This window comes from Hydrogenophaga sp. (assembly GCF_030651625.1).
GTDB lineage: Bacteria > Pseudomonadota > Gammaproteobacteria > Burkholderiales > Burkholderiaceae_C > Hydrogenophaga.
Genome location: NZ_JAUSCF010000039.1, coordinates 323,929 through 349,161, shown reverse-complemented (window position 1 = coordinate 349,161; position 25,233 = coordinate 323,929). Strand labels below are relative to the sequence as shown.

General features: G+C 61.6%; 21 protein-coding genes, 1 tRNA gene and 1 riboswitch. Of the genes, 12 read left to right on the top strand and 10 right to left on the bottom strand.

From position 1 onward, the window contains the following. Nucleotides 1-140: 140 nt before the first annotated feature. On the bottom strand, nt 141-1,385 hold the full coding sequence (gene glyA, locus Q7V46_RS19980) for a serine hydroxymethyltransferase (protein ID WP_304915315.1): 1,245 nt from the start codon (nt 1,383-1,385) through the stop codon (nt 141-143). Between the two features lie 51 nt (nt 1,386-1,436). Further along, nucleotides 1,437-1,600, bottom strand: a riboswitch (ZMP/ZTP riboswitch). 57 nt (nt 1,601-1,657) lie between these two features. Next, entirely contained in the window at nt 1,658-2,602 is a 945-nt protein-coding gene (locus Q7V46_RS19975; protein ID WP_304915314.1) for a lytic transglycosylase domain-containing protein, read from the bottom strand. 863 nt (nt 2,603-3,465) lie between these two features. Here Q7V46_RS19975 and Q7V46_RS19970 point away from each other — a divergent pair. Then, nucleotides 3,466-6,246, top strand: a complete 2,781-nt coding sequence (locus Q7V46_RS19970; protein WP_304915313.1) for a DUF349 domain-containing protein — start codon at nt 3,466-3,468, stop codon at nt 6,244-6,246. Nucleotides 6,247-6,348: 102 nt separating this feature from the next. On the opposite strand, the gene Q7V46_RS19965 is transcribed toward Q7V46_RS19970, so the two are convergent. Genes Q7V46_RS19965 through Q7V46_RS19940 form a run of 6 tightly spaced genes read right to left on the bottom strand, consistent with a single transcriptional unit; the run spans nt 6,349 to nt 11,745 of the window. Next, complete coding sequence (locus Q7V46_RS19965; protein ID WP_304915312.1) at nt 6,349-7,206, bottom strand: zinc-dependent peptidase; 858 nt, start codon at nt 7,204-7,206, stop codon at nt 6,349-6,351. 28 nt (nt 7,207-7,234) lie between these two features. After that, entirely contained in the window at nt 7,235-8,050 is an 816-nt protein-coding gene (locus tag Q7V46_RS19960; RefSeq protein ID WP_304915311.1) for a UDP-2,3-diacylglucosamine diphosphatase, read from the bottom strand. A 29-nt stretch (nt 8,051-8,079) separates the two neighbouring features. After that, nucleotides 8,080-8,586, bottom strand: a complete 507-nt coding sequence (locus Q7V46_RS19955) for a peptidylprolyl isomerase (protein ID WP_304915310.1) — start codon at nt 8,584-8,586, stop codon at nt 8,080-8,082. Between the two features lie 2 nt (nt 8,587-8,588). Further along, complete coding sequence (locus Q7V46_RS19950) at nt 8,589-9,116, bottom strand: peptidylprolyl isomerase (protein ID WP_304915335.1); 528 nt, start codon at nt 9,114-9,116, stop codon at nt 8,589-8,591. A gap of 59 nt (nt 9,117-9,175) precedes the next feature. After that, nucleotides 9,176-10,687 carry a murein L,D-transpeptidase family protein gene (locus tag Q7V46_RS19945; RefSeq protein WP_304915309.1) on the bottom strand — a complete coding sequence of 504 codons (1,512 nt, stop codon included), beginning with the start codon at nt 10,685-10,687 and terminating at the stop codon, nt 9,176-9,178. After that, nucleotides 10,687-11,745: a tetratricopeptide repeat protein gene (locus Q7V46_RS19940; protein ID WP_370690399.1), complete on the bottom strand. Its 1,059-nt coding sequence runs from the start codon at nt 11,743-11,745 to the stop codon at nt 10,687-10,689. The genes Q7V46_RS19945 and Q7V46_RS19940 overlap by 1 nt, the downstream gene beginning before the upstream one ends. Before the next feature lie 257 nt (nt 11,746-12,002). Here Q7V46_RS19940 and cysS point away from each other — a divergent pair, with 257 nt between their 5' ends. The 11 genes from cysS to Q7V46_RS19890 all read left to right on the top strand — a co-directional run bounded on the left by cysS (nt 12,003) and on the right by Q7V46_RS19890 (nt 22,702). Then, on the top strand, nt 12,003-13,400 hold the full coding sequence (gene cysS, locus Q7V46_RS19935) for a cysteine--tRNA ligase (protein ID WP_304915308.1): 1,398 nt from the start codon (nt 12,003-12,005) through the stop codon (nt 13,398-13,400). Next, entirely contained in the window at nt 13,400-14,050 is a 651-nt protein-coding gene (locus tag Q7V46_RS19930) for a DNA-3-methyladenine glycosylase (RefSeq protein WP_304915307.1), read from the top strand. Before cysS ends, Q7V46_RS19930 begins: the two co-directional genes overlap by 1 nt. A gap of 95 nt (nt 14,051-14,145) precedes the next feature. Beyond that, the gene (locus Q7V46_RS19925) at nt 14,146-15,135 is read left to right on the top strand and encodes an acetyl-CoA carboxylase carboxyltransferase subunit alpha (RefSeq protein WP_304915306.1); all 990 of its coding nucleotides are present in this window, start codon (nt 14,146-14,148) and stop codon (nt 15,133-15,135) included. A 9-nt stretch (nt 15,136-15,144) separates the two neighbouring features. Then, nucleotides 15,145-16,140 carry a tRNA lysidine(34) synthetase TilS gene (tilS, locus tag Q7V46_RS19920; protein ID WP_370690398.1) on the top strand — a complete coding sequence of 332 codons (996 nt, stop codon included), beginning with the start codon at nt 15,145-15,147 and terminating at the stop codon, nt 16,138-16,140. A 57-nt stretch (nt 16,141-16,197) separates the two neighbouring features. Continuing rightward, the gene (locus tag Q7V46_RS19915) at nt 16,198-17,478 is read left to right on the top strand and encodes an aspartate kinase (protein WP_304915305.1); all 1,281 of its coding nucleotides are present in this window, start codon (nt 16,198-16,200) and stop codon (nt 17,476-17,478) included. Nucleotides 17,479-17,535: 57 nt separating this feature from the next. Continuing rightward, nucleotides 17,536-17,628 (top strand) — tRNA-Ser (locus Q7V46_RS19910). A 232-nt stretch (nt 17,629-17,860) separates the two neighbouring features. Continuing rightward, nucleotides 17,861-19,078: an integrase arm-type DNA-binding domain-containing protein gene (locus Q7V46_RS19905; protein ID WP_304915304.1), complete on the top strand. Its 1,218-nt coding sequence runs from the start codon at nt 17,861-17,863 to the stop codon at nt 19,076-19,078. Nucleotides 19,079-19,164: 86 nt separating this feature from the next. Beyond that, complete coding sequence (locus Q7V46_RS19900) at nt 19,165-19,629, top strand: hypothetical protein (RefSeq protein ID WP_304915303.1); 465 nt, start codon at nt 19,165-19,167, stop codon at nt 19,627-19,629. 52 nt (nt 19,630-19,681) lie between these two features. Then, complete coding sequence (locus tag Q7V46_RS20050; protein ID WP_370690397.1) at nt 19,682-19,930, top strand: helix-turn-helix transcriptional regulator; 249 nt, start codon at nt 19,682-19,684, stop codon at nt 19,928-19,930. Then, nucleotides 19,927-20,202: a hypothetical protein gene (locus tag Q7V46_RS19895; protein ID WP_304915302.1), complete on the top strand. Its 276-nt coding sequence runs from the start codon at nt 19,927-19,929 to the stop codon at nt 20,200-20,202. Before Q7V46_RS20050 ends, Q7V46_RS19895 begins: the two co-directional genes overlap by 4 nt. After that, nucleotides 20,159-22,702 (top strand): primase-helicase family protein, encoded by a 2,544-nt coding sequence (locus tag Q7V46_RS19890; RefSeq protein ID WP_304915301.1) that lies wholly within the window; start codon nt 20,159-20,161, stop codon nt 22,700-22,702. The genes Q7V46_RS19895 and Q7V46_RS19890 overlap by 44 nt, the downstream gene beginning before the upstream one ends. 896 nt (nt 22,703-23,598) lie before the next feature. Here Q7V46_RS19890 and Q7V46_RS19885 read toward each other — a convergent pair. Further along, nucleotides 23,599-24,069, bottom strand: coding sequence for a hypothetical protein (locus Q7V46_RS19885; RefSeq protein WP_304915300.1), 471 nt, complete (start codon nt 24,067-24,069; stop codon nt 23,599-23,601). Between the two features lie 24 nt (nt 24,070-24,093). Further along, the gene (locus tag Q7V46_RS19880; RefSeq protein WP_304915299.1) at nt 24,094-24,426 is read right to left on the bottom strand and encodes a hypothetical protein; all 333 of its coding nucleotides are present in this window, start codon (nt 24,424-24,426) and stop codon (nt 24,094-24,096) included. Between the last annotated feature and the right edge of the window lie 807 nt (nt 24,427-25,233).

The window sequence follows — 25,233 nt, the reverse complement described above, 5'->3', positions numbered from 1 at the left end:
GAGACGCACCCCTGTAGGGGGCAGCGACCTGCGAAGCGGTGGAGCGTGGGGGCATCATAGAACTTGCCGCCGGGCCGCCCCAAGGCGAGACGCACCCCTGTAGGGGGCAGCGACCTGCGAAGCGGTGGAGCGTGGGGGCATTATTTGTACACCGGGAAGCGGGCGGTCAGCGCGTTCACTTTGGCGCGCACAGCTTCAATGTTTGCCGGGTCGCGCGGGTTGTCCAGCACGTCGGCGATCAGGTTGGCGGTCAAGCGGGCTTCTTCGTCCTTGAAGCCACGGGTGGTCATGGCCGGGGTGCCGATGCGCACGCCGCTGGTGACCATGGGCTTTTCCGGGTCGTTGGGGATGGCGTTCTTGTTGATGGTCATGTGGGCGCTGCCCAGCACCGCTTCAGCCTCTTTGCCGGTGATGCCCTTGGCGCGCAGGTCCACCAGCATCACGTGGCTTTCGGTGCGGCCGCTGACAATGCGCAGGCCGCGGGATGTCAGCGTTTCTGCGACGATGCGCGCATTGGTCAGCACCTGTTGCTGGTAGGTCTTGAACTCTGGAGCCAGCGCTTCCTTGAATGCGACCGCCTTGGCCGCGATCACATGCATCAACGGTCCGCCCTGCAAGCCGGGGAAGATGGCGCTGTTGATGGCTTTTTCGTGCTGCGCCTTCATCAGGATGATGCCGCCGCGCGGCCCGCGCAGGCTTTTGTGTGTGGTGGAGGTGACCACGTCGGCATGGGGCACGGGGTTGGGGTACACGCCTGCCGCGATCAGGCCGGCATAGTGCGCCATGTCGACCATGAAGATGGCGCCCACGTCTTTGGCCACCTTGGCAAAGCGCTCGAAGTCGATTCGCAGGCTGTAGGCCGACGCGCCAGCGATGATCAGTTTGGGCCTGGATTCGTGTGCCTTGCGCTCCATGGCTTCGTAGTCGATGGCTTCGTTGGCATCCAGGCCGTATGACACCACGTTGAACCACTTGCCCGACATGTTCAGCGGCATGCCGTGGGTGAGGTGGCCGCCTTCGGCCAGGCTCATGCCCATGATGGTGTCGCCCGGCTTCAGGAAGGCCAGAAACACGGCTTCGTTGGCAGAAGCCCCGCAGTGGGGCTGCACGTTGGCTGCATCGGCACCAAAGATCTGCTTTACGCGGTCGATCGCGAGTTGCTCGGCGATGTCCACGTATTCGCAGCCACCGTAGTAGCGCTTGCCCGGGTAGCCTTCGGCGTATTTGTTGGTGAGTTGGGTGCCTTGTGCGGCCATGACCGCAGGCGAGGCGTAGTTCTCGCTGGCGATCAGCTCGATGTGGTGTTCCTGGCGCGCGTTTTCGGCCTGGATGGCGGCAAACAGTTCAGGGTCGGTTTGCTCGATGAGGATGTTGCGGTCGTACATGGTGGCAGTCTTGGGTGACGTGAATCCCTGTGCCTTGCATGGTGCAATGACAGGGGCTGCCCAGGCGAACGGCTGAACGCGTGACCGAAGTCAGGCGGCACGCTTCCCAGTGGTTGTCCCTTGCCGGCGATGGCTTGCAAGGGGGTCCACGTCAACACCGCCACGTGGCCAGAGCCTGGTTCGTGGTGTGCCTATCGCCAGTCGCGTACCAAGCGAGTTTAGCCGAGTGTCGCCAAGCTGGCACGGGCGAAGAACCGTGCCGAACCGATGGATCAGGACCTTGCGACTGTCAGGTCGTCTGACCGCAGGCCGTCGGTCGATTGCTGGTGGGCATCGATGCCGGGCGCCAGGGGCGCAGCAGGCTTCGGCAGGGGTGCCAGGGCGGCAGACTCTGTGGGCGCAGCCTCTGGCTCCGCAGGGGCTGGATCCACCGTGATGATGGGGCGTGCCGGCGGAATGTAGCGTGGCACCGGCTTGCCCAGGGCCACGTACTGCAGGCGCTGGTGTTCGGCCATCACCTTGTTGATGTAGTCGCTGCCATCGGTGGTCACGGCGCCAACGTAATAGCGCAAGCCACCCTCCACAGAACCGGCCCTGCGAATGCAGTCTTTCAGCACCATCACGCCAACACGCAGGTTGGTCAGAGGATCAAAGGCGGCCAGCTTGCCGCCAAAATCTTCGTATTTTTCGGTGTGCACGCGGGTCATCACCTGCATCAGGCCCTGGGCGCCCACCGCGCTTTGCGCGAAGGGATTGAAGCGGGACTCGATGGCCATCACCGCCAGGATCAGCGTGGGGTCGATCTTGACTTTTTCGCCGATCTCGAAGGCCTCGGCCACCAGCACGGTGAGCGGCTCGGGCGCCACCCGGTACTTCTTGCTCAGCCAGAAAGCCACATTGGCCTGCTGTTCCGGCAGGATCTGCGGATGTGCTGCGGTGACGCGGTCGATGGCCGTGGGGTCGGTGGCAATTTCCACGGCCTCCACCGTGCTCGCCTGGCGCTCCATGAGCCAGCTCAGCAATTGCTGTTCGGCGCTGGTTCTCAGGTCGCCCCGGGCGCTCAGCACAATCAGGCTCACCGCGAGGGCGGTGCCCATCAGGGCCAGGCCGTTGTGCGTGACGTCAAAAAAACCGCGGGCCACATCGCCAGCAGCCACTTTCACGGATGCCCCCACCGCAGTCAACCTGCGAAGGGGTGTGGGTTCATTCATCTTCATGGTGTCGCTCCAGTCTTCACCAACCGGCCAGAGTGCACCGGTGGTTGGGTGGGGTCGCCATCGGCGGCAAGACCTTTCAGGTCTTGCTTCGGACTTGGCCTTGTTCGGCGGCGATTAAGGGTTAACCCGTTGGTTCGGGCAAAGCCAGCGGATGTTAAGTTCGGTTTAGTGCTTGGTCAAGTATAAAAACCAGATTTATATATCTACACGCTATATAAAATGGAATAAAAAAGTTCCACTGCAGAGTTCGCTAGCGCGCCAGCGTGGGTGGCCGCGGCTTCCAGGGGTGTTTCTGGTGGGGGTACAGACGTTCGCCGTTTGTCGCCCAAAAGCAACCTTTCATGTCATGTTCATCCAGAGTGATGACGATGATGGGGGCGCTCCCTGTGATTGAAAATCCCCATCGGATGGCGGGTCCCGGAGGCTTGATGCGGGTCTGGATACGGGGTAACCTGCACTTGCCTGTTGTCATGACAGGCAATGCTGGTGATTCGAGCAATCGACAGCCGGCCCCAACGGGAGCAATCTGTTGCTCCCAGGCTGGAGAGACATCCATCTCTCTCCGCCAAACCCGACGGCAAGAGCATTTTGGCCCGCCGTCAACCCCGACGGGTCTGACCCGTCGGGGTTTCTTTTTGTGCAGCCGGGAACGCCGCACCCGTCTATTCGTAGACGTCTCTGCGTCGTCACGACAAATGGCCTGATGCAGCGAATGCCACTTATATATATGTGTTTGGGCAAGTCGCTCTTGCACTGCGCCAGGTCAGCACGCGATCTGTATGCGAACAGCGGCGACAATACCGGGTTGCGGGCCGTGTTCTGATGGCCAACGCGAATCCTCTGCACATCATCCGTACCCCGCCATGTCGTTTTTCTCTCTGCGAAAATCCACGCCCCAGTCCAACACCCCTGAATCCGCCGTGAACTCGCCTGCACCGTCCAAAGCCGCCGCCTCCCATCCACTGGACGCTCTGACCGGGGGAGCCTTTTCTGCACCCACGTCTGGCGAACGCACCGCAAAAATCCGCGAGTGGCTTGCCACCACGCCCTCGCTGGAGCAGATGTCCGAAGTGTTCAAGGAGTTGTCTCACCGTGACCGGGGGGCGTCCAAGCCACTGAAGGAAAAGCTCGACGAGCTCAAGCGTCAGAAGAGCCAGGAGCAGATTGCCGTGGAATGGGCCGCCAAGGCGCAGGCGATGCTGGAGCAGACCCGGCTCAATCTGGCCGATGCACTGGCCTGGCAGCGTGATGCGGCCAGGGCGGGCGCGCCCTTGTCGCGTGAGCCCCTGTCAGGGTTGAAGCAAGCGCTCGGTGAGCGCGTCAAGGCCATCGAGGACTTGCAGCACCGTGTGCAGGTCGAGCGAGAAGCGGCGGTTCTGATTGCCCAGCGCATCGAGGTGCTGTCGACCAAACCATGGAAAGAGGCGCAGTCCAGCGCACCATCACTCAGTGCCGACGTGAGCCATTGGCAGCAGCAGGCAGTCGGGTTGACGGAAGATGCCCAGTGGTCTAGTGTCGAACCCAAGTTCCCCACCATGCTGGAGTCGTCCAGAAATCAGTTGCAACTGGTCTGGGAAGCGTTTGCAGCGGCGCTGGCGCAGACCGTGGCGGCCGAGACAGATCCGCAGGCGCCGTTGCCCGCCGTGCCGGTCTGGGCAGATGAATTGCGGCAGGCTCGCGGGCAGGACGTATCTGTCTCCACCGAAAAGAGCAGCCAGAACACACAGGCTGCCCAAGAGAAGCGTGCCCGTGCTGCCGCCGAGATCGACAAGGCGCTGACGGTCCTGGAGCGGGAGCTCGCGGAAGGCCATGGCAAGGCCACGCCCAAGGCGGCCGCCGATGTGCGTGGCTTGCTGAAGAACCATGGACGCCTCGTAGGTGCCGAACTGGAGGCTCGGGCCCATGCGGCGCTGTCGCAGGCGGGTGAGCTCGAAGGGTGGCAGCGCTGGCGGGCGGATCAGTTGCGCGAAGAACTGGTGGCCAAGGCCGAGGCCCTTCTGCAGGCGCCAGAGGGTCAGCGACTGGGTGGTCGGAAGATGCAGGAGACGCTGCGCAGCCTGCGCGATCAGTGGAAAACCACGGACCAGGGTGGCCAGGCCAACCATGCGCTGTGGAAGCGCTTCGACGAGGCGTGCACCGAAGCACACAAGGTGGTTGAGACCTGGCTGGCTCAGGTCCGCCAGCAGGCCGAGGCCCACAAGGCCCAGCGCCTGGCCATCATCGAGGAACTGAAGGCATGGACCGAACTGCATGTGGCCAGCACCGACTGGAAAGCCCAGGTTCGTGAATTGCACGGATTCTCCGAGCGGTGGCGTGAAGCCGGCCACCTCAGTGAAAAGGCGTTTGCCGAGCTGCAGCCGGTATGGAAAGACGTCATGCACCAGGCCCACGCGCGACTGGAAACGGCACAGACCGAGAGCACTGCGCGACGCCGCGCCTTGATCGACGAAGCCGTTGCTCTGGGTGCAGCACCGCAATTGCGTATCGACGCCGTCAAGGCGCTGCAACAGCGGTGGCAGGCCGAAGCGCATGCGGTGCCCCTGGAGCGCAAGCACGAACAGAAACTCTGGGAGGCCTTCCGTCAACCCATTGACGACGCATTTGCCCGCAAGAGCAGTGAGCGTGAAAAGGCAGTCACGGCGCTGAGCGCACATGATCAACGCGTGCTCGACGCTTCGCGCGCCCTGGAGGGCGCCAGCGCCAGCGGAGATGCCCAGCGAATTCGCGAAGCCATGCAGGCACTGGAGTTGGCGCTTGCAGGGCAAGCCGCCGCAGCGCCGGCCGTTGGCAAGGCGCAAGCTCCAAACCCACCTCCGGCGGCGCAGGCAGATGCCGCCGTTGTGGAGCCTCCTGCCGATTCAGCGGCTTTGGACGCAGCTTCTGGAGACAAGGTCGAGGAACAAGCCGAGGAGAAGCCCGCAGAGCAGCTTAACGATAAGCCTGAGCAAGGAAGTGTGACCGAGGAAAAGCCCGCTCCGGCTGTGCCGACGTCTCCCCCCAAGAAGCTGGTGGCGGTGCGTGGCGACGACCGGCCCGGCATGAAGAAAGCAGAGCCTGCCGGTCGTGACGGTCGTCGGGGTGATCGATCCGATGGGCGCCGGGACGGGCCAGGCATGGGCAGGGCGGACGCTCGTGGGCGAGGCCCTGGCGCGTCGCCATGGCGTGATGAGCGCGAGCCGCGCGGTCCGCGCCTGGGCGATGCGGCTTTCCGTGCCCAGCGTCAGGCCATCGAGGCCGCTCAGGCGAGTTTGCGCAAGTTGGCGGCCCAGGCCCATGGCGAGGTGTTGACCCAGTTGATGACGGCCTGGGAACATCGCGATGCCGAGCAGATGCCGACGGCGCAGGCGTTGGGTGCACGCGTGAATGCGTCGAGCCGCAATGCCTGGTTGTCCGCGCTGGGAAAAAGTTCGGGCAAGCTCAAGGCTGAAGTGCTGCTTCGCCTGGAAATCGCCGCCGAGGTGCCCACACCGGCCGAGCACCTGGGCGAGCGACGCATGCTTCAACTGCAATTGCTCACGCGCAAGCACGCAGCCGCGCCCACGGAAACCTGGGTCGAGGATGTCGGATCGGTGCTGGCCTCCAGCTTCGATGCCGCAGCAGCCCGGCGTTTGCAGAATGTGTTGAAGGTCTTGCTGAAGCGCTGATGGGATCTGACCAGGGCGTCGGGATGCCGTGCCGGTGCTACCGGCGTGGCTCTTGGGCTGGTTCCGGGTCGCCTCAGGTGGCCACGGGCGTCAGGACGACCTTCACCGGGCCTTTAGCCCGGGCCTGAAGAAGCCGTCGTACAAAGACAGGAGCGTCGGGAACGCCTCGCCGAACCGGTGGCGGCTCACAAAGTACGCTTCGCAGGTGACGGCGAAGAACTCGGCAGGGTTGGTGGCTGCGTAGGCATCCAGCCAGGGCGCCTCCACGCCAAACCGCTCTGACATGGACACCGCTTCGCGAAAGTCTTCAAACGCTTTCTGCATGGTCTGGCGCCAGACGCGCTGGCCGGCCGCACGGGAATGGGTATCCAGGAACCCGGCTGGCAGCGGTGGCGCACCACCCGGTGAGTCGCCAAGCCCGATGTCCCGCATGTCCATCTTGTGGACAAACTCGTGGATCACCAGATTGCTGCCGCCCGCAGCGGCCTCGCCGGCCATGGCAACCGAATCCCAGGTGAGCATGATGGGCCCACGGTCCATGGCCTCACCGGCAAGCACCTCGTTGTAGTGATGCACCACGCCAGCGCCATCGACGACCCTTCTTCGGGCTACCACGGCGCCGGGCTGCACGACGATGCCCACGAAGTCGTCGTACCAGTCCAGCAGCTGCAGCGGATCTGCCACAGGCTGACCAGACGGGCCGTGCATGTGCAGCAACGGCAGACAGGCTTGCGCGGCAATGGCCAGCGCCATGGCGTCGGTCAGCTGGAGTCCGTTGCCTGGATAGAACTCCTTTTCGTTCAGAAAATGAGCGCACAACAAGCGCAGACGTTGTTGCTCGGTCGCTTCCAGATCGCCCAGAAAAGGGTAGGTGGTGAGCACGCGGTTCCAGAGCGTATCCGGCACCAAAGGCGGGCGGCGCCAGCGGCGGGGCAACCACCTTTGGATCAGGTCGAACATCGGCGGGTGTGGCTCGGGCCGTTGTGGATCAGCGTTGGGCCATGGGCAGGCGCTGCAAGCCCTGTGCGCCGATGCGCAACACCTCGGCGCGAGGCGATGGTCCGCCAACTTCCCAGTCGCTCAGCACCACGCGCTGCAGACCTTCGCCGAGCGTGTGTTCGGCCGGCCGGTGCGTGTGCCCGTGAATGAGTGTGCGTGCCTGCGCGTGGAGCAACCACTGCTGCGCAGCAGGGTGATCCACATCGGCCCAGCGATGGGGGTCACCAGAAGTGGTTTGCTTGCGGGCTTCGCTTTGTTGCCGCAATTCCCTTGCGATCGCTTCGCGCTCTTCCAGCGGGCGTTCCAGAAAGGCGTGCTGCCAGTGTGGATGGCGCACCTGTTCCCGAAATCGCATGTAGTCGGTGTCGGCCAGACACAGTGCATCACCATGGCTCAACAGCCAGCGCCGATCCAGAAACTCCAGCACGGTGGGGTCGTTCAGTAGCTGCATGCCGCACGCCTGAGCGGCAACCGGGCCGAGCAGAAAATCGCGATTGCCCACCATGAAGTACACCGGTGTCTGTGTGGCGTGGGCGTGAAGCACTTTGGTGCAACTGAGCCAGAAATCATGGTCAGGCGTGCCCGATCGAGCCAGCACGTCGTCACCCACCCAGACCTCAAACAGGTCACCCAGGATGAAAAGCGCGTCGGCCCGTTCCGAGGTCGGTCGTTCGAGGTAGCGCCGCCAGGCATCGAAAGTGGCCGGTTCGCTCGCCTGCAAATGCAGATCGGAAATGAAATCGACCGTTTGCCAGTGCGCAGGAGCGCGCAACTCGGCAAAACGGTCGGTGGGGGGCAAGGGCATGGGTCTCGGGGCAGGTAGCCCCGGGGCACTCAAAGTGCCACAGCCTTTTCGATCACCACGTCGTCGTTGGGTACGTCGTCATGGAAGCCTTTGCGGCCCGTGGGAACGCCTTCGATCTTCTTGACGATGTCGGCACCGCCAACCACTTTGCCAAACACGGCGTAGCCCCATCCCTGGGCGCTGGGCGCCGTGTGGTTCAGAAAGCCGTTGTTGGAGACGTTGATGAAGAACTGGGCCGTTGCCGAATGGGGGTCGCTGGTGCGGGCCATGGCCAACGTGTAGGTGTCGTTTTTCAGGCCATTGTTGGCTTCGTTGGTGATCGGGGCGTCGGTGGGTTTTTGCGTCATGCCTGGCTCGAAGCCGCCACCTTGCACCATGAAGCCCGGAATCACGCGGTGAAACACGGTGTTGTTGTAGTGGCCCTTGTTCACATACGACAGAAAGTTGGCCGCAGAAAGAGGGGCTTTTTCGGCGTCGAGTTCAATGGTGATGACGCCATGGTTGGTGATGTGCAGTTCGACTTGGGGGTTGGCCATGTTTATTTCTCCAGAGTGGCTTGGGTGATGGTGATGGGGGTCTTGGGCACGTTCTGGTGCCCGCCCTGGTTGCCGACGGGGGCGTTGCGGATCTTGTCAACCGTGTCCATGCCCTGGATCACTTTGCCAAAGACCGTGTAGCCATAGCCGTCGGGTGCGGGGGCGTTCAGTCCGGCGTTGTCGACCACGTTGACGAAAAACTGCGCCGTGGCGGAGTTCGGGTTGGCGGTACGCGCCATGGCGATGGTGCCACGGTCGTTCTTGAGCCCGTTGCCGGCTTCCAGCGGCACCGGGGAGCGGGTGGGCTTTTGCTGCAGGTCGGCAGTGAAACCGCCCCCCTGGATCATGAAGTTGCCGATCACGCGGTGGAAAACAGTACCGTCGTAGTGTTTGTCGCGCACGTACTGAAGGAAGTTTTCGACCGTCTTGGGGGCTTTGTCGGGGTACAGCTCCAGCACCACATCACCCATTGAGGTGTTCAGCCGGACCTTGGGTGCTGCGGACTTCTCCTGGGCCATCGCGGGCAACATGGTCAGAGAGAGCAGGGCAGAAACCACCAGGAGTCTGCGCGCAGGGTGCATTGCGAATTTCATCCAACTTGTCCTTCAAAAAAGATCTTCCAGTGGCCATTTTCCAAGCCCCAGTACTGGCGCTTGGTCACGCCGCGAGATTGACCCTCCACCACCTCACCGAAAGTGACCACCATGGTGTCGTCACTGTCGCGCCAGCGAAGCACGGAAAGCTCCTTGAGCTGAACGGCACGGTCGCCCTTGTTTCGGAGTTCGATGTCGACACGTGACCACCATTGGTCCGGATTGCGTCCCGCACCACGGAACTGGTCGGAGTAGTAGGCCTTCAGCCCATCCATCGTGCCAAGGCTTTTAGCGTCGCGCCATGCTTCCAGCGTGGCGTGGAACGCCTCGCGATCCGGATCTGGTGCATCCGGCTTCACCCATTGCAGTTCCTGGGCAATGATCACAGGGGTCGTGCGTATCGCAACCGTCTCCAGCAAGCGCTTGAGATCCGGGTTGGACAGGACCACGCAGCCGTCAGACGCTTGAGGCGCGCGCACAAACTGGGCCCGTGGCGTGCCGTGCAACCAGATGCCATGCCCGGTCTTGCCGCGGCGAAGATCCAGTGCATTGGGGTAGTTGATGGGCAGGGCACCTGCACCGTAGAGGTCTGGGAGGTTGGCGGGGTTGAGGTTGCTTGTGATGTAGTAGACCCCGAGCGGTGTGCGCTGGTCGCCTTCAACCACTTTCTCTATTCCGGAAAGCCCCACCGATATGTAGAAGTCGCCGATCAGTCGCAGTTGCGGCGCGGGTGGTTCCTCAGACGCCGCAGCAACTGGCGTCAGGTTTTCAAACAGGTAAAGACGCGATCTGGACGCGTCAACAGCAATCACGTGGCGGCTCCTCGGAGCAAGCGTCAGGATCTGGCTTGGCACGCTGCCCTCTGGGGGGCGCTCGGTGAGCGCACGCAGCCGGCGGCTGGATTCTTCGCGCAAGGCCGAAAGCTGTTCGCGGGCAGCAAGGGCCGTGGTGTCCGGCACGTTGCCCAGTTGGCGCACGGGGTGGGTCTGAAGCGTGAGCAAGTCGCCCAGGATCAACTGGGCCAGTTGAAAGTTCGGGTGCGCCGCCACCAGACTTTCCGTCATGCGCAGGGCTTCCCTGTGCTTGCCTTGACCGATGTGCTGATAAATGTCGATCAGTCTGGCTTCGGCTTCACCCAGCAGCGGCAGGACTTGCTGGAAGCCCTCGTCGGCCAGGCCGACGCGGGCGAGTCCATTGCCGCGAGGGGAGGCGGCACTGAGCGCGGTGACCGCTGTCTTGGCCTGCGCGCTTTCGATGAACGAGGGCAGGGCGTCCAGGCTGCTTCGAGCGGTGGCGCCACCGTCTTCGGAGTCCGTGCGCGTGAGAAGTGATGCGCCCTCAGGCCAGCCTGCGCCCCGACCCAGAACGAATGTGAGACCCAGCAAAAAAACCGCGCCAAAGACCATTGCCAAGGCACCGCGTCCTTTGGGGCCCGTGGCCATTGTGACGGGTGACACAGGCAACTGCAGGCTGGCATGACCCGCCTGCGATGAGCGCGAACTGGCCATCAAGATCCCGTGGATTCCTTGACGATCAGCCATCGGTTTCCGCTCTTGACCATGTCGAGGGTCTTGAGGCTGGTGACGTTGAGGGTGTCTGATGTGTAGACCTGACGGAACCGGGCGGTGGCGCGATCACCTTCGACCGCCACATCAAGGTCGCTCACTTCAACGTTGATGCGCTGGCGTGGGACGATGCGCGCGCGCCGGTCGGCTTCCCAGGCGCTGCGCGCCTGGCCGCCAGCCGGCGTGAAGCTGGGCGCATAGGCGCCGAGGTAGTCCGGCATGCTCTTGCTGGACCAGGCTTTCGCCCAGTTCTGCACGGCGCTGGTCACTGCGTTCTGTTCGGTGCCAGCGGCAGCAGGGGCTGCAGATGCACTGGCCGCAGGTGGTTGCGGTGGAGCAACGGCAGGGGGCGCGGCCTGGGTGGCAGGTGGCGAAGCGGGTGCTGCAGCGACCTTGTCGGCTGTGGCCGATCGGCCGTCCACAGAAAACAGGTTGCGGATCAGGTTCAGTTTGGGTGCTGCGCCCGTGTTGCCGGCATCGAGCTGAAGCGCTTTGCTGTAGGCCTGGCTGGCCAGTTTGGCGTACACGTCACCCAGGTTCTCGTGCGCGGTGGCGTAGCTCGGGTTGGTCCTGATCGCCATTTCAAGTGCGGCACGCGCCTTGTCGAACTGGCTCTGGCCTGCATAAAGAACGGCCAGGTTGTTGTAGGGCTCTGGCAGCTCGGGATAGTCCTGGGTCAGGCTGAGAAAAGCTGCAATGGCTTCGCTGGACTTGCCGGTTTCCGTCAGGATGACACCTTTGAGGAAGCGCATCTGCGGGTCGGCAGGCTTGGTGGCCAGGTATTGGTCTGTCTTGGCAAGGGCCTCGTTCAGCTGGCCTGCACGCACCAGGCGGTTGACGTCGGCGTACGGGTCTGCCTGAGCCATCGCTGTCGTGCTGCCCAGCGCAGCCGAAATGGCCACGATCAAGGCCAGTTGGCGCAGACTGGCGCGCACGCCGCCGTGGATGGCAAGGCCAGCCTCATGGTTCTGGGAAAGCGGTGATTTCGTCGAATGGAACATGAGACCTCGGGAGGCTGACTGGGATTGAACTGAACGTGCCACGGACCCTGGATCAACGATCATCGGGTCCCTGTTGCACACTGACTCCGCACCGGGCTGGCTATACTGGCGCATTGTATCTGAGGGGGTTCGGTGATCGACCCTTGACCGCCCGGCGTCATTGCTGGAGGCCAGGCGGTGCCGCAACACTCAGGCCATGGCGATGACCGAGCGGGTCGAATGCCAGGCGTGCCAGATGCGCCCCCTCTCTCCCCTCCATGACTTTGAAAATCTACAACTCGCTATCGCGACGGCTGGAAGATTTCCAGCCCATCGACCCCGGGCATGTGCGCATGTACGTTTGCGGAATGACCATCTACGACCTCTGCCACGTGGGGCACGCGCGGATGATGATGGCCTTCGACGTGGTTCAGCGCTGGCTCAAGGTGAGCGGCTACAAGGTCACCTACGTTCGCAACATCACCGACATTGATGACAAGATCATCCGGCGCTCCCTGGAGCGGGGCATCTCGCTGCGCGCACTGACGGACGAAATGACGTCAGCCATGCACGAGGACATTGGTGCACTGGGCATCGAGCCCCCCACGCTGGAGCCTCGTGCCACCGACTACGTTCCTCAGATGCTGAGTCTGATCGCTCGATTGAAAGACAAGGGCCTGGCCTACCAGGCTGACAACGGGGATGTGAATTTTTCGGTGCGCAAGTTTGAAGGCTACGGCAAACTGTCGGGCAAGTCGCTGGACGATCTGCGCGCGGGTGAGCGAGTGGCTGTTGCCCAGGACAAGGAAGACCCACTGGATTTCGTTTTGTGGAAATCGGCCAAACCCGACGAACCCGCAGAAGCCAGGTGGGACGGTCCGTTCGGCCAGGGACGACCCGGCTGGCACATCGAGTGTTCGGCGATGAGCTGCGCAACGCTCGGCGAGACCTTTGACATCCATGGCGGCGGCGCCGATCTGCAGTTTCCACACCACGAAAACGAAATCGCGCAGAGCGAGGGTGCCACAGGCAAGCCGCTGGCACGGTTCTGGGTGCACAACGGCTTCGTGCGGGTGGACAACGAGAAGATGTCCAAGAGTCTGGGCAATTTCTTCACCATTCGCGAAGTCCTGGCCAAGTACGACCCGGAAACGGTGCGCTTCTTCATTCTGCGTGCCCACTACCGCAGCGCCCTGAACTACAGCGATGTGCACCTGGACGATGCGCGTGCGTCGCTCAAGCGCCTGTACACCGCCCTCAGCCTTGTGCCTTTTGAAAAGCGCCCGGTGGAAGCCATTGACTGGCAGCAGCCGCATGCCCAGCGGTTCAAAGCGGCCATGGACGAAGATTTCGGCACGCCGGAGGCGGTGGCCGTCCTGTTTGAACTGGCGACTGAAGTCAATCGCAGCAAGGACAGCGCCAACGCGAGCCTGCTTTGTGCGCTGGGTGGCGTTCTGGGCTTGCTGCAGGCCGATCCTGCGCGCTACCTGCAGGCAGGCATTGGCAGCTCCCCCGTGGGGCCTCTGGATGCTGACATCCAATCCCTCATCGATCAGCGAGCCGCCGCCAAGCAAGCCAGGAACTTCGCAGAAGCCGACCGCATACGCCAGGAACTGGCAGCGCAGGGAATTGTGCTCAAGGACGGCCCTGCCGGCACCACCTGGGAGCGGTCCTGATGACGCCGGTGACCGTGCTGGCGCCGCTGCACGAAGCGCCTGGGTACTGGGCTGATGCGTGTCGGCACCTGATGAAGCGCGACCGGGTGATGAAGAAGCTCATTCCCCAGCACGGAGGCGTGTGCCTGCAGTCGCGCGGCGATGCTTTCGTGACGCTGGCGCGCAGCATCGTGGGACAGCAGATTTCCGTGAAGGCTGCTCAGTCGGTCTGGGACCGGTTTGAGGCACTGCCCAAAAAGATGGTGCCAGCGCAGGTGCTCAAGCTCAAGGTGGATGACATGCGCGCTGCGGGGCTGTCCGCCCGCAAGGTGGAATACCTGGTCGACCTCGCGCTTCACTTTGCCAACAACCAGGTCCACGTGAACGCCTGGGCCGACATGGACGACGACGCCATCATTGCCGAACTGGTGGCGATCCGCGGAATTGGTCGCTGGACGGCCGAGATGTTCCTGATCTTTCATCTGATGCGCCCCAATGTGTTGCCACTGGATGACGTGGGTCTGCAAAATGGCATCAGCCGCTGCTATTTTTCTGGAGAGCCGGTCAGCCGCAGCGAGATACGCGAAGTGGCGGCCAACTGGGCACCCTTCTGCAGCGTGGCGACTTGGTATATTTGGCGCTCACTGGACCCGGCCCCGGTCGCATATTGAACAGCAGACGTCGTTGTCGCAGCCTCACGCCCCGCAAGATGCCCCTCGCCGGCACATTGGGACTGCGAACCATCACAAGACCACAGGAGTGAACCTTGGCCAAGAAGAACTTTCTCGATTTTGAGCAGCCCATTGCCGAACTCGAAGGAAAAATCGAAGAACTCCGGTATGTGCAGACCGAATCGGCGGTGGATATCTCTGCCGAGATCGAGCAGCTTTCCAACAAGAGCCTTCAGCTCACCAAGGACATCTACAGCACACTGTCTCCCTGGCAGATCACGAAGATCGCCCGGCATGCAGACCGTCCCTACACGCTGGACTATGTTCGCGACATCTTCACGCATTTCGTCGAACTGCACGGCGACCGCCATTTTTCTGACGACCTGAGCATCGTGGGTGGTCTGGCCCGCTTCAACGGGCAGCCCTGCATGGTGCTGGGTCATCAGAAGGGGCGCGACACCAAGGAGCGCGGGCTGCGCAACTTCGGCATGACCAAGCCCGAGGGATACCGCAAGGCCCTGCGCCTGATGAAGCTGGCTGAGAAATTCAAGCTGCCTGTGTTCACCTTCGTGGACACGCCAGGGGCTTATCCGGGCATTGACGCCGAGGAGCGAGGCCAGTCCGAGGCGATCGGGCGCAACATTTTCGAGATGGCGCAACTGGAGGTGCCGATCATCTCCACCATCATCGGTGAGGGTGGCTCCGGCGGGGCGCTGGCCATCGCGGTGGCGGATCAGGTGCTCATGCTCCAGTACTCTGTCTATTCGGTGATCAGCCCTGAGGGTTGTGCATCCATTCTCTGGAAGACCAGCGACCGCGCCAGCGACGCCGCCGATGCGCTGGGTATCACGGCCCACCGCCTCAAGGCGCTGGGACTGGTTGACAAGATTGTGAACGAGCCGGTGGGCGGGGCGCATCGCGACCACAAGCAGATGGCAGCCTTCCTCAAACGTGCACTGGGCGACGCCTGGCGCCAACTGGCCGATCTCAAGGTCAAGGAACTGGTGGATCGACGCTATGCGCGACTCAACAGCTATGGTCGCTACACCGACACCAAGGTCGACAGCAAGAACGAAAAGCGTTGAAAGGCTGAGGTGAGCACCCGGCCCGCGCCGCTCGACACCTGCGAAAAGGCGGTGGGTGAGTGGTGTCGGCGCCACCTGAATGCCGACAACTGTGCGGCCGAAACAGCCCCGACGATCGCCGTGGCCTACAGTGCCGGGGCCGACTCCACCGCCTTGTTGCTCGCCGCGCACCGCCAATGGCCGGGCAGGGTGGTGGCCCTGCATGTGCACCATGGCCTGCAGGATGCCGCCGATGGCTTCGAAGTCTGTGCACAGGTCCTCTGCACATCGCTTGGCATCGAACTGCACACAGCCCGGGTAAATGCCTCCGCCTCGTCCGGACAAAGCCCGGAAGACGCTGCGCGGATCGCGCGGTATGGCGCGTTGGCGCAGTTGGCGAAGGAGGCAGGGGCGATCTGCGTCTTGCTGGGTCAACATGCCGACGATCAGGTGGAAACGCTCTTGCTTGCGCTGAGCCGCGGGGCCGGACTGCCGGGACTGGCGGCCATGTCCGATGTCTTCATGCGACACGGCACGCGTTTTGGCCGGCCCTTTCTTGAACTGCCGGGGTCCACCTTGCGTGCCTATGTGGCATCGCGTGCAATGGCCCATGTGAACGACCCCACCAATACCGATGAGCGCTACACACGCAACCGCATTCGCGCCGTGCTCGCACCTGCCTGGGAGCGCTGTTTCCCCGGGTACCGCCCCATGCTGCTGCGAAGCGCCCGGCATGCAGCGCAAGCTCAGCAACTGCTCGACGATCTCGCGCGCATCGACCTGGAGCGTGTGGGTTTGCCGCCCGTGATTGCCGAGTTGCAGACCCTGAGCCGGGAGCGGCAGGCGAACGTGGTGCGCCACTGGTTGCGAACCAGTGCCGGAGTGGCACCGAGTGCAGCGCAACTGGACGAACTGCTCGACCAGGTGGCCCACTGCACCACGCGCGGGCACGCCATCCAGCTGAAGGTGGCCAGCGCTTTCGTGTGCCGGTCCAGGGACCGGCTGGCGTACGGGCCGCCGATATAATCAAAGGCTTTGTCCGACCGCGTGGTTGAACAACCGCGCCTCACCCCGACACATTCAATGGCATTGATCGTTCACAAGTACGGTGGCACCTCCATGGGGTCGACCGAACGCATTCGCAATGTGGCCCGCCGCGTGGCCAAGTGGCACCGTGCTGGCCATCAGATGGTGGTGGTGCCCAGTGCCATGAGCGGTGAAACCAACCGCCTGCTGGGCTTGGCGAAGGAACTCGCGCCGGGCCAGACCAACGCAGACCACAACCGCGAACTGGACATGCTGGCCGCCACCGGTGAGCAGGCCTCGTCGGCGCTGCTGGCCATCGCGTTACAGGCCGAGGGGCTGGAAGCCGTGAGCTATGCCGGCTGGCAGGTGCCCATCAAGACCAACAGCGCCTTCACCAAGGCCCGCATTGAATCCATCGACGACAAACGTGTGCGTGGTGATCTGGATGCGGGCAAGGTCGTGATCGTCACCGGCTTCCAGGGAATCGATCCGGCTGGCCACATCACCACGCTGGGGCGCGGCGGAAGCGACACCTCCGCCGTGGCAGTGGCGGCGGCCCTGAAAGCCGCCGAATGTCTGATCTACACCGATGTGGACGGCGTGTACACCACCGACCCGCGTGTCGTGCCTGAAGCCCGACGCCTGGAACGCGTGAGCTTTGAAGAAATGCTGGAGATGGCCAGCATGGGTTCCAAGGTGCTGCAGATTCGTTCGGTGGAATTCGCGGGCAAATACAAGGTGCCCCTGCGCGTGCTCTCCAGCTTCACGCCCTGGGACATCGACCTGACCGAAGAGGCCGCCTCCGGCACCCTGATCACTTTTGAGGAAGACGAAGACATGGAAAAAGCCGTCGTTTCCGGCATTGCATTCAACCGCGACGAAGCCAAGATCTCGGTGCTGGGCGTGCCCGACACCCCTGGCATCGCCTACCAGATCCTGGGCGCGGTGGCGGAGGCCAATATCGAGGTCGACGTGATCATCCAGAACCTGAGCAAGGGTGGATTGACCGACTTCAGTTTCACCGTGCACCGCAATGACTATCAGAAGGCGCTTGACCTGCTCAAGGCGAAAGTGGTGCCTTTGCTGGGTGCCGCCGAAGTCGTGGGCGACACACGCATCTGCAAGGTGAGCATCGTCGGCATTGGCATGCGCAGCCATGTGGGCGTGGCCAGCCGCATGTTCAAGTGCCTGAGCGAAGAGCGCATCAACATCCAGATGATTTCCACGTCCGAAATCAAGACCTCGGTGGTCATCGACGAGAAATACATGGAACTGGCGGTCCGGGCATTGCACCGCGAGTTCGATCTCGACCAGACGGCGGACACGATCTCGGGTTGAGTTTCAATCCCGGGCGAGGCCGACATGCTACCGGGATGAGGCATAATGCGAAGCTTCGGAGCGATGACCGAGTGGCCGAAGGTGCTCCCCTGCTAAGGGAGTATGGGGTGTAGAGCCTCATCGAGGGTTCGAATCCCTCTCGCTCCGCCACTCATTTGACCCGGACCCGTTGCAAAGCTGGTCCGGGTCGTTGTTTTCAGGGCTTTTACGCCTTGAAGCGCGACCATTTACTTACTTACCCGCGCTCACTTGAGTTTGGTCCGTCTTCATCGGTGCACATGGGTGCGCATGAAGCCGGTGTTCGTTGCGGGTAACAGTGAGGGTAAAAATGCGGGATACCCGCACAATGCCCCCGCGTTACCCTCATTTCGAAGGGTAAGTAATGTTGACAGACACGGCAATTCGCAAGGCCAAGCAAGCCGACAAGGCGTTCAAACTCAGTGACGACAGAGGGCTGCACCTGCTGGTCAGACCGACCGGGGGCAAGCTGTGGCAGTTGCGCTACCGGCATGAGGGGCGGGAGAAGACCGCTTCACTGGGAAGCTACCCAGATGTGGGCCTCAATGAGGCACGCGCCAAGCGGGACGAACTGCGCAAACTGATCGCGCAAGGCGTTGACCCGATAACGGCCAAGCGCACCGAGAAAATTCAACGCGCTGCGGCACGGGCGCACACCTTTGAGTCGGTGGCCCGGGAGTGGCACGAACACTGGAAAGCCGAGAAAAGCCCGCGCCATGCTGGGTACGTTCTTGCCCGCTTGGAGGCCGATGTGTTCCCCGCGATTGGTAGCCGCACCATGTCCGAAATTGAAGCCCCGGAACTGGTGCGCATGCTCAAGACCATCGCGGCACGGGGGGCGGTAGACATTGCGAAACGATGCCTCCAAATGTCCGGGCAGGTGTTCCGGTATGCCATCGCTCACGGGCTGGGCGGGACCACAAGAAACCCCGCCACCGACATCCGACCCGGGGACATCCTCCCACCTCGCAAGACGGTCAACTTCGCAAGGGTTGATGCTCGCGACCTCCCTGCCTTGCTGCGCAAGATTGAAGGGTATCAAGGCACACCAGTGACCCGGCTAGCGATGAAGCTGATGGCACTGACCTTTGTGCGTACCAATGAACTGATCGGGGCGAAGTGGTCAGAATTTGACCTGGAGGCGCAACGCTGGGACATCCCCGCCGAACGCATGAAGTTGCGGTCACCGCACATCGTGCCCCTGTCCACGCAGGCTATTCACGTGCTTGCCATCCTCAAGGATGTGACAGGGCACCGGGAGCACCTGTTCCCCGGGGAACGCGACCCACGCAAACCCATGAGCAACAACACGATTTTGAAGGCGCTGGAGCGCATGGGATACAAGGGCACCATGACGGGCCACGGGTTCAGGGGGCTGGCATCAACCATCCTGCACGAGCGCGGGTACGAACATGCCCACATCGAGGCGCAGCTAGCCCACCAAGAACGCAACGCCGTTTCAGCGGCATACAACCACGCCACCTACCTGACCCAACGGGCGCGAATGATGCAGGACTGGGGCGACCTGATCGACGGCATGCAGCGCGGCAACGTGGTGCCATTGGTGAGGCTTGCGGCGTGAGTGATTCCCGATCATCAACGGTCACTCGACAAACACGATTGATCAGCGCGGCACGGCGTCACATGACAAGCGCTGGGGGTCTGGGCATGGACGCTGCAACCGCTAACACAGCCTGTGCCGAACTGGAAAAACTTCCCAGCGGGGTGTTCGACCTTCGCTCGAAACATGTCGAAATTGTGGAGCGGGCCGCAGATCAAACGGCGCACCTTGCACGTGCGAAGCATCGCCTTGAACAGGCGCTTTTAGAGCTTGAACGTGCGGGGGCTGACTCACTTGCCATCTGGGCCAGTGCGCTGCTAAACGATAAAAAATTGAACGTCCAAAAGCAAGATGGCAGGCGGGTAAAAACGGGTGCGTTTCATGTTGCACTAGCCGTTGACTTTGCACTTGAGCGTGGCAGGGTCGGGGTGAGCGACCGTTGCGCAGTAATGCGTGCCTGCTTGGGTGAAGCTGGGCTGACCGACTCAGAAATCAGAACAGCCATCAAGTACGTGGCTGGGTATCGTCTGGACCCCGAAGGAATCAACTACCGGAAAAAAGACCGAGGTTGATTCCACGAGGGGTGGTTGGAATACGGGGTGTCATAGTTCCAAGGACACCCAAATGGAAGTACCAAACCGATCAGGGGCTACCCCTCAACGTGCGTTGTACACCTACGCTGAAGTCGCGCATATCTGCGGCTTTTCTAGATCGCAGTTGTTCGCACTCGTCCGCCGCCAAAAATTTCCAGCCCCTGCTGTACGCCTTGGGACTAGATTCACGCGCTGGTCGTCTGCAGACGTGGACGAGTGGGCACGGGACCCACAGGGCTGGATTGACCGCAACGCCCCCACTACAGAGGGGGCCGCATGAAATCAGAAGACCTGAAAACGTCACTCGCACTGGTGGAGGAAGCGGAGCTCCATAGCTCCGACCAGTTGCAGCGAATGCTGACGCTCATTGATGACGTGATGAAGGCCTCAGCGGGGCACATGACACCAACCGACTGTCACAGGTTGGCGGGCGCAGCGTTGGACGTGAATGCCCGAATCGCATCCCGAGCGGCGCAGCTTCGAAAAGACCTGAAGACGTGCGAAACGATTGAACGCATGCATCAAGTGGCAGCAAGCCGCGCGATCAAGTAACCCCAAAAAGAAAAGCCCCGCGAAGTGGGCGGGGCCAAAGGTGCAAAACATGAGTGTAGATGAATCGGCGCAAAACGCGCCGCGCAGGAGTTCGCCTAGGGACATGACATCGGCAGAGTTTCACGGGCTGCTGACGGTAGACGCGCCGGGCACCGTTCAGGGTGTTGTCTTTGAGGGCCGGGGCGGGGGTTTGACGGCTCACGCTTGGAACAAAAGGGCACAGCCGTTCGGCGAATGGGCTGCGCAGAAGGTCAAGGACCGGAAACCCGCGTACTTCACCCCCGCCGCATACGACCCGGACAACGTGTCGGACTTCAAAGGGCGGACGGCGGCAAATGTCAGGAGCCTGCCCGGCTTTTGGGTGGACGTGGAAAGCACCATTGAAAAGGGAGGCTACGACGGTGGCCGGGCGGTACTTGAAGCGGTGCGCTCCTTCATCAAAGCCACCAAGTTCACCCCGAACATTGCGGTCAGCACTGGCAGTGGTGGGGTGCACCTTTACTGGTTGCTCGTCGATCCGATTGGCAAAGACGACTGGTTGCCACGCGCCAAGGCGTTGGTAGCCCTCGCCGAGAAGCACGGGTTTCTCATTGACGCCCAAGTCACCACCGACGCCGCAAGGGTGCTGCGCGCTCCGGGGTCGATTCACCAGAAGACTGGCGAACTGGTCAAAGCACAACGGGGGCGCGAGGCCCTTTACTCGCTTGAGGAATTCGACACCCTAACGGCCTACACACCTTCGGCAGAGTCATTGCCAACCGCTCCAGCAAGCAAGTTCAATCTTGCTGTGAATGGTGACGTGACCGGCGACCATGGCCCATTCAGCTATGTGCAAGCGGCAAAGCAATGCGCAGCAATGCAACGGGCTGCACAGGATGGGGGTTCGGGCACCCCCTACCCGGTGTGGATTCTTGCGGTCAAGACCGCCGAACTGTCCACCGAGGGCAGGGGCTTTGCCCACCAGATCAGCGCGAAGCACCCGGAATATGAAGCGGCGGCCACGGACGCCAAGCTAGACAGCCTTACCGGTGGACCGGCAGGGTGTGACACATGGGCAAGCGCCTACGGTGCTGGTGGTCCCTGCGAGACATGCGAGTACCGAGGAAAGATCAAAAACCCGGCGGTGCAGCTTGGGGGAATGACAGACACAAGCCCACCGGGCATCGACGAGAACGGTACCGACGATGCGCCCACGTGGGTGGCTGAACTTAATCAGCGGTTCGCGCTGGCGCGGGTTGGGTCACGCATGGCAGTGGTCGATTTTGAGACGCCCGACAACGCTGGTAGCGGCAAGGCGCGAGGGTTCGGGTACTTGGACAGTGGCGCATTTAATGCCATGTTCAATGGTCGGTTTGCGCCGCTGGAAACACCGAAAGATAAACCCCGAGCGCTCGCGTCGGCATGGCTTTCGCACCCCCAAAGGCGGCAATACGAGGGCGTGACCTTTGCGCCCGGTGTAACGCTGCCCGCTGACATCCTGAACACGTGGCAAGGGTTTGCGGTGGAGGCGGTACCGGGGGACGTGGGGCCTTGGCTTGAGGTGCTGCGGGCGCTTGTCCCAAGTCCTGCCGACCGCGAGTATGTCCTGAAGTGGCTGGCGTGGAAGGTTCAAAACCCCGGCGGTGTTCCCGACACGATCCTGATTTTCAGGGGCGCAAAGGGCACCGGCAAAAACTCACTGTTCGATCCCTTGCTAGCGGCCTTCGGCAAACATGCCATGTTGGCCGACGACCCGGAGTTGATCGCGGGCCGGTTCACTGGGCATCTCATGAACCTGGCTTTTGCGGTGCTGGATGAGGCCATATTCGTGGGTGATCCAAGACAGACCGACCGTACCAAGTCACGTGTGACCGCCAAGGTGATGCACTACGAACAGAAAGGCATGGACCCGGTGGCGGGGATCAACCGGTGCGCCTACGTGATGCTGACCAATCACACCCATGTGTGGCAGGCCACCACTGACGAACGCCGTGCCGTGGTGGTGGACGTGGGCGAGTCGTTGCGGGGGAATCTCGAATTCTGGAAGCGGTACCACCAGTGGGCCAGCGGCCAAGGACCCAGCGCACTCCTGCACCACCTGCAAACGGTTGACCTCACGGACTACAACCCCCGCCAAATCCCAAAGGGTGAAGCGCTGCGCAAACAGATCGAACTGACCGCACTGCGCGACCCGGCGGCGGCGTGGTGGCACCAGTGCCTGAGTGAGGGCGCGATTCGCTGGCGTGATGGCATCGCACACCTTGGCGATGGCGACACAGAAATTGAACGCGCTTGCCTGCGGCAGTCTTACGAGCAAAGTGCTGCGGCAAGGGGGCGGGCCGTTACCGACTGGTCGGCGGTTTCGCGCAAGTTGACCGATTGGGCGGGACCCGGTGGGATTGTGAAGACCCGGAAGCGGGCCGGCAGGGGGCGGGAGTGGGTCGAGGTGCTGGCACCGCTGGAGTTGTTGAGGTCCAGATTCACCGAACAAACCAAGGTGCGCTTCGATGGCGGGGCGTAGCGCAAGTGGTCAAGTGGTCCGGGATGGCAGTTGTTTCGCGCTTTACCCGGACCGGCTGGAAGCCGCGCCGTTCCTTGCTTGGTCCTACTGGTCTAAGTGGTCTAACCATTTTGAAGAATCAGTAAAGAACAAATACCAGTCCCCCACCACAACACGCGCGTGCACCGCCGTGGCTGAACTTGCGAAAAAGGGCTGACCAGTTGGACATCCCGGACCAGCCCAGTGTTTATGCGGGTTCCAGCCGGTCCGGGGTCCAAAAAATACCCGGACCACACGGGTCCTTACTTGGACCACCTCACAAACAAACATTATTTGGAACACACATGCCATACCTGACAGTCACCCAGCTAGATAAACTCCCGACCTTCCAAGTCACCCCCGAGGTCATCGCGAACGGTCACCCCCTGACACCTTCCCAGATCGATGCACGCTGGCACACAGCGAGGCATGAGGCTGCGCATTTCACTGCCGCATGCGCCTGCCCGGGGTCCCACATTTGGAGGGTCCAAGTGCCCACCAAGGGCAAAGGGTTGGGATGGGGGGGTGTGGATAGCGTCGAAACGCGCACAGATGAGGCCTGCTTCGTGACTCTCGCAGGGTATGAGTGGGAGTGCGAATACGGCGACCCGTACTATGGGCGCTTCGACCTTGAGAACGCGATTAAAGGCCCCCACTCAGACTTCGTGCGCGACGGCGGCGACCTCAACCGCATGCGCAACGTGACCCGGGAGTTTGTGATTCGGCACCGAGAATTGATCGACCACGTTGCAACAGGACTGCTGACCTTGAGCCGCAGGGATGGGACCATGGGGGACAGCGCCAGGACGGCACTGGTTCGGTGGACGCGAAAGCGGGTGTCCCGGTTTGCATGGAAATAGCTCAAAGGCCGCATCTGGCTACCGGCAGTTCGCCTTCGCGCGAGCTAGAGCGCTTTCTGACCCGCGCCCATCAAAATCAAGCCACGGGGCGTCTGTGAAAACCTTAACGGCGATAGAGCTGGCCGTAGGTATTTTTTTCACCAGATCATCTTGCGCGTAGAAAACCATCGCATACCCGCCGGAGTGTTCTGCTAACAAGGTGTCCCCAGTCCATACCTTCTCCCCAATTTTCACTCGCATGCGTTCGCTAGCTTTTTTCACTGACTTAAACGAGCCAAGTTCATCTCCGTCCATAAAATACACATTTACTGTTGGCTTACAGTTTGACTGCCGGTCCCAGTCAATGGAAAAAGTCACATTCCTGAGAGCCTTCAATTTTGGGAAATAGCTCGAAGTCAGTGCGAGAGTGCCATCTACGCTCCATGTAGCCGCTTGGACTTGCATCGCAGGAAACGTTCCAGCGAAAAGCGCGGCAAAAAAGACAAACATTCGTGAACTCATAAATATTGACTTTCAAATACCATCAATGAACGCCCGCAGCACAGCGGGATTTGTAGGTTCGTCGAAATCGTCACGGCGGAGGGAACCCGAAAGACGGCGCACCCGTTGTTCACGCACGGTGAAAAACGAGACGCACTCACCAGCAGCTGCCATCCGTTCCAGCTTTTCTTCAGTTGCGCAGAAGTGCACATCCTTGTTGCATGAGTCGCAGTGCCGTACATCAGGGCTAGATGTTTCATCCATCGTTTCCCATTGCTTCGGACATTCGAACTCCATGGGGCAGTTCGCAATCACTGAATAGCCGCTGGTCGGCGGCGCTCCGGGTTCGTTCGCAGGGTCACTCATTACGATTCCTTTTTCAAACACCAATTTAGTTGAACGAACACACTCCAAATTTTCGTGAGTACATGCCCGCTCCTTTGCATTCCGCAATGCATGAGTTGATTGTGCCCGGCTTAGTCTCTCGACATTTTTTCGGGATTGCTTTCGTCTGGCAGGCCTCTCGCACAAGCCGCACAGCCGCTGAATTCAGCCCTTTCGAATCCCTGTTTGCATCCAGAAGGCATTGAGCATAGACGGTGCGGTCATAGTGGATTTTCCCCACGAACTCGTCCACCCAATCCAAGCTGTCATCAGCATGCGCGATAGACCAACCGCCTTGGCAACCTAAAAAAACTAAAAAACAAAAAAGATTCTTCATCTGAAAAGACTTTGGCGAACGGTTTCAACGGGTCAAAGGCTATCGATAAACGACCGCAGTCCCGGGGCACTGTCGCCTCCCTTGCTGCGCGGGGTGCGGGCACTGCCGGGCAAGCCTAGGACCGTGACCGGTCGGTTCTCGCGGCGGGTGTGGAAAGCGACGCATTGCCCGGAAGCCCGCATTTGGTCCAACTTCTGCTGGGTAGCGCAAAAGGTGACATCCTTGCCGCACGAGTCGCAGTGCCGAACGATGGGGTTGGCTGTTGCTGTCAACGTCTCCCATTTCTGGCGACATTCGAGCGCCATCGGGCAGTTCTCGATCAGCGACACAAACACTGTCGGATAACGGCTCTCGGGATTCTGTGGCTCTCGCATACGTTTTCTCCTTCTTGGGCTGTGGCGTGTTAATCCACTTTACAGGGTAAATGGCGGAAAGGCTTTCCAGCGACGTCC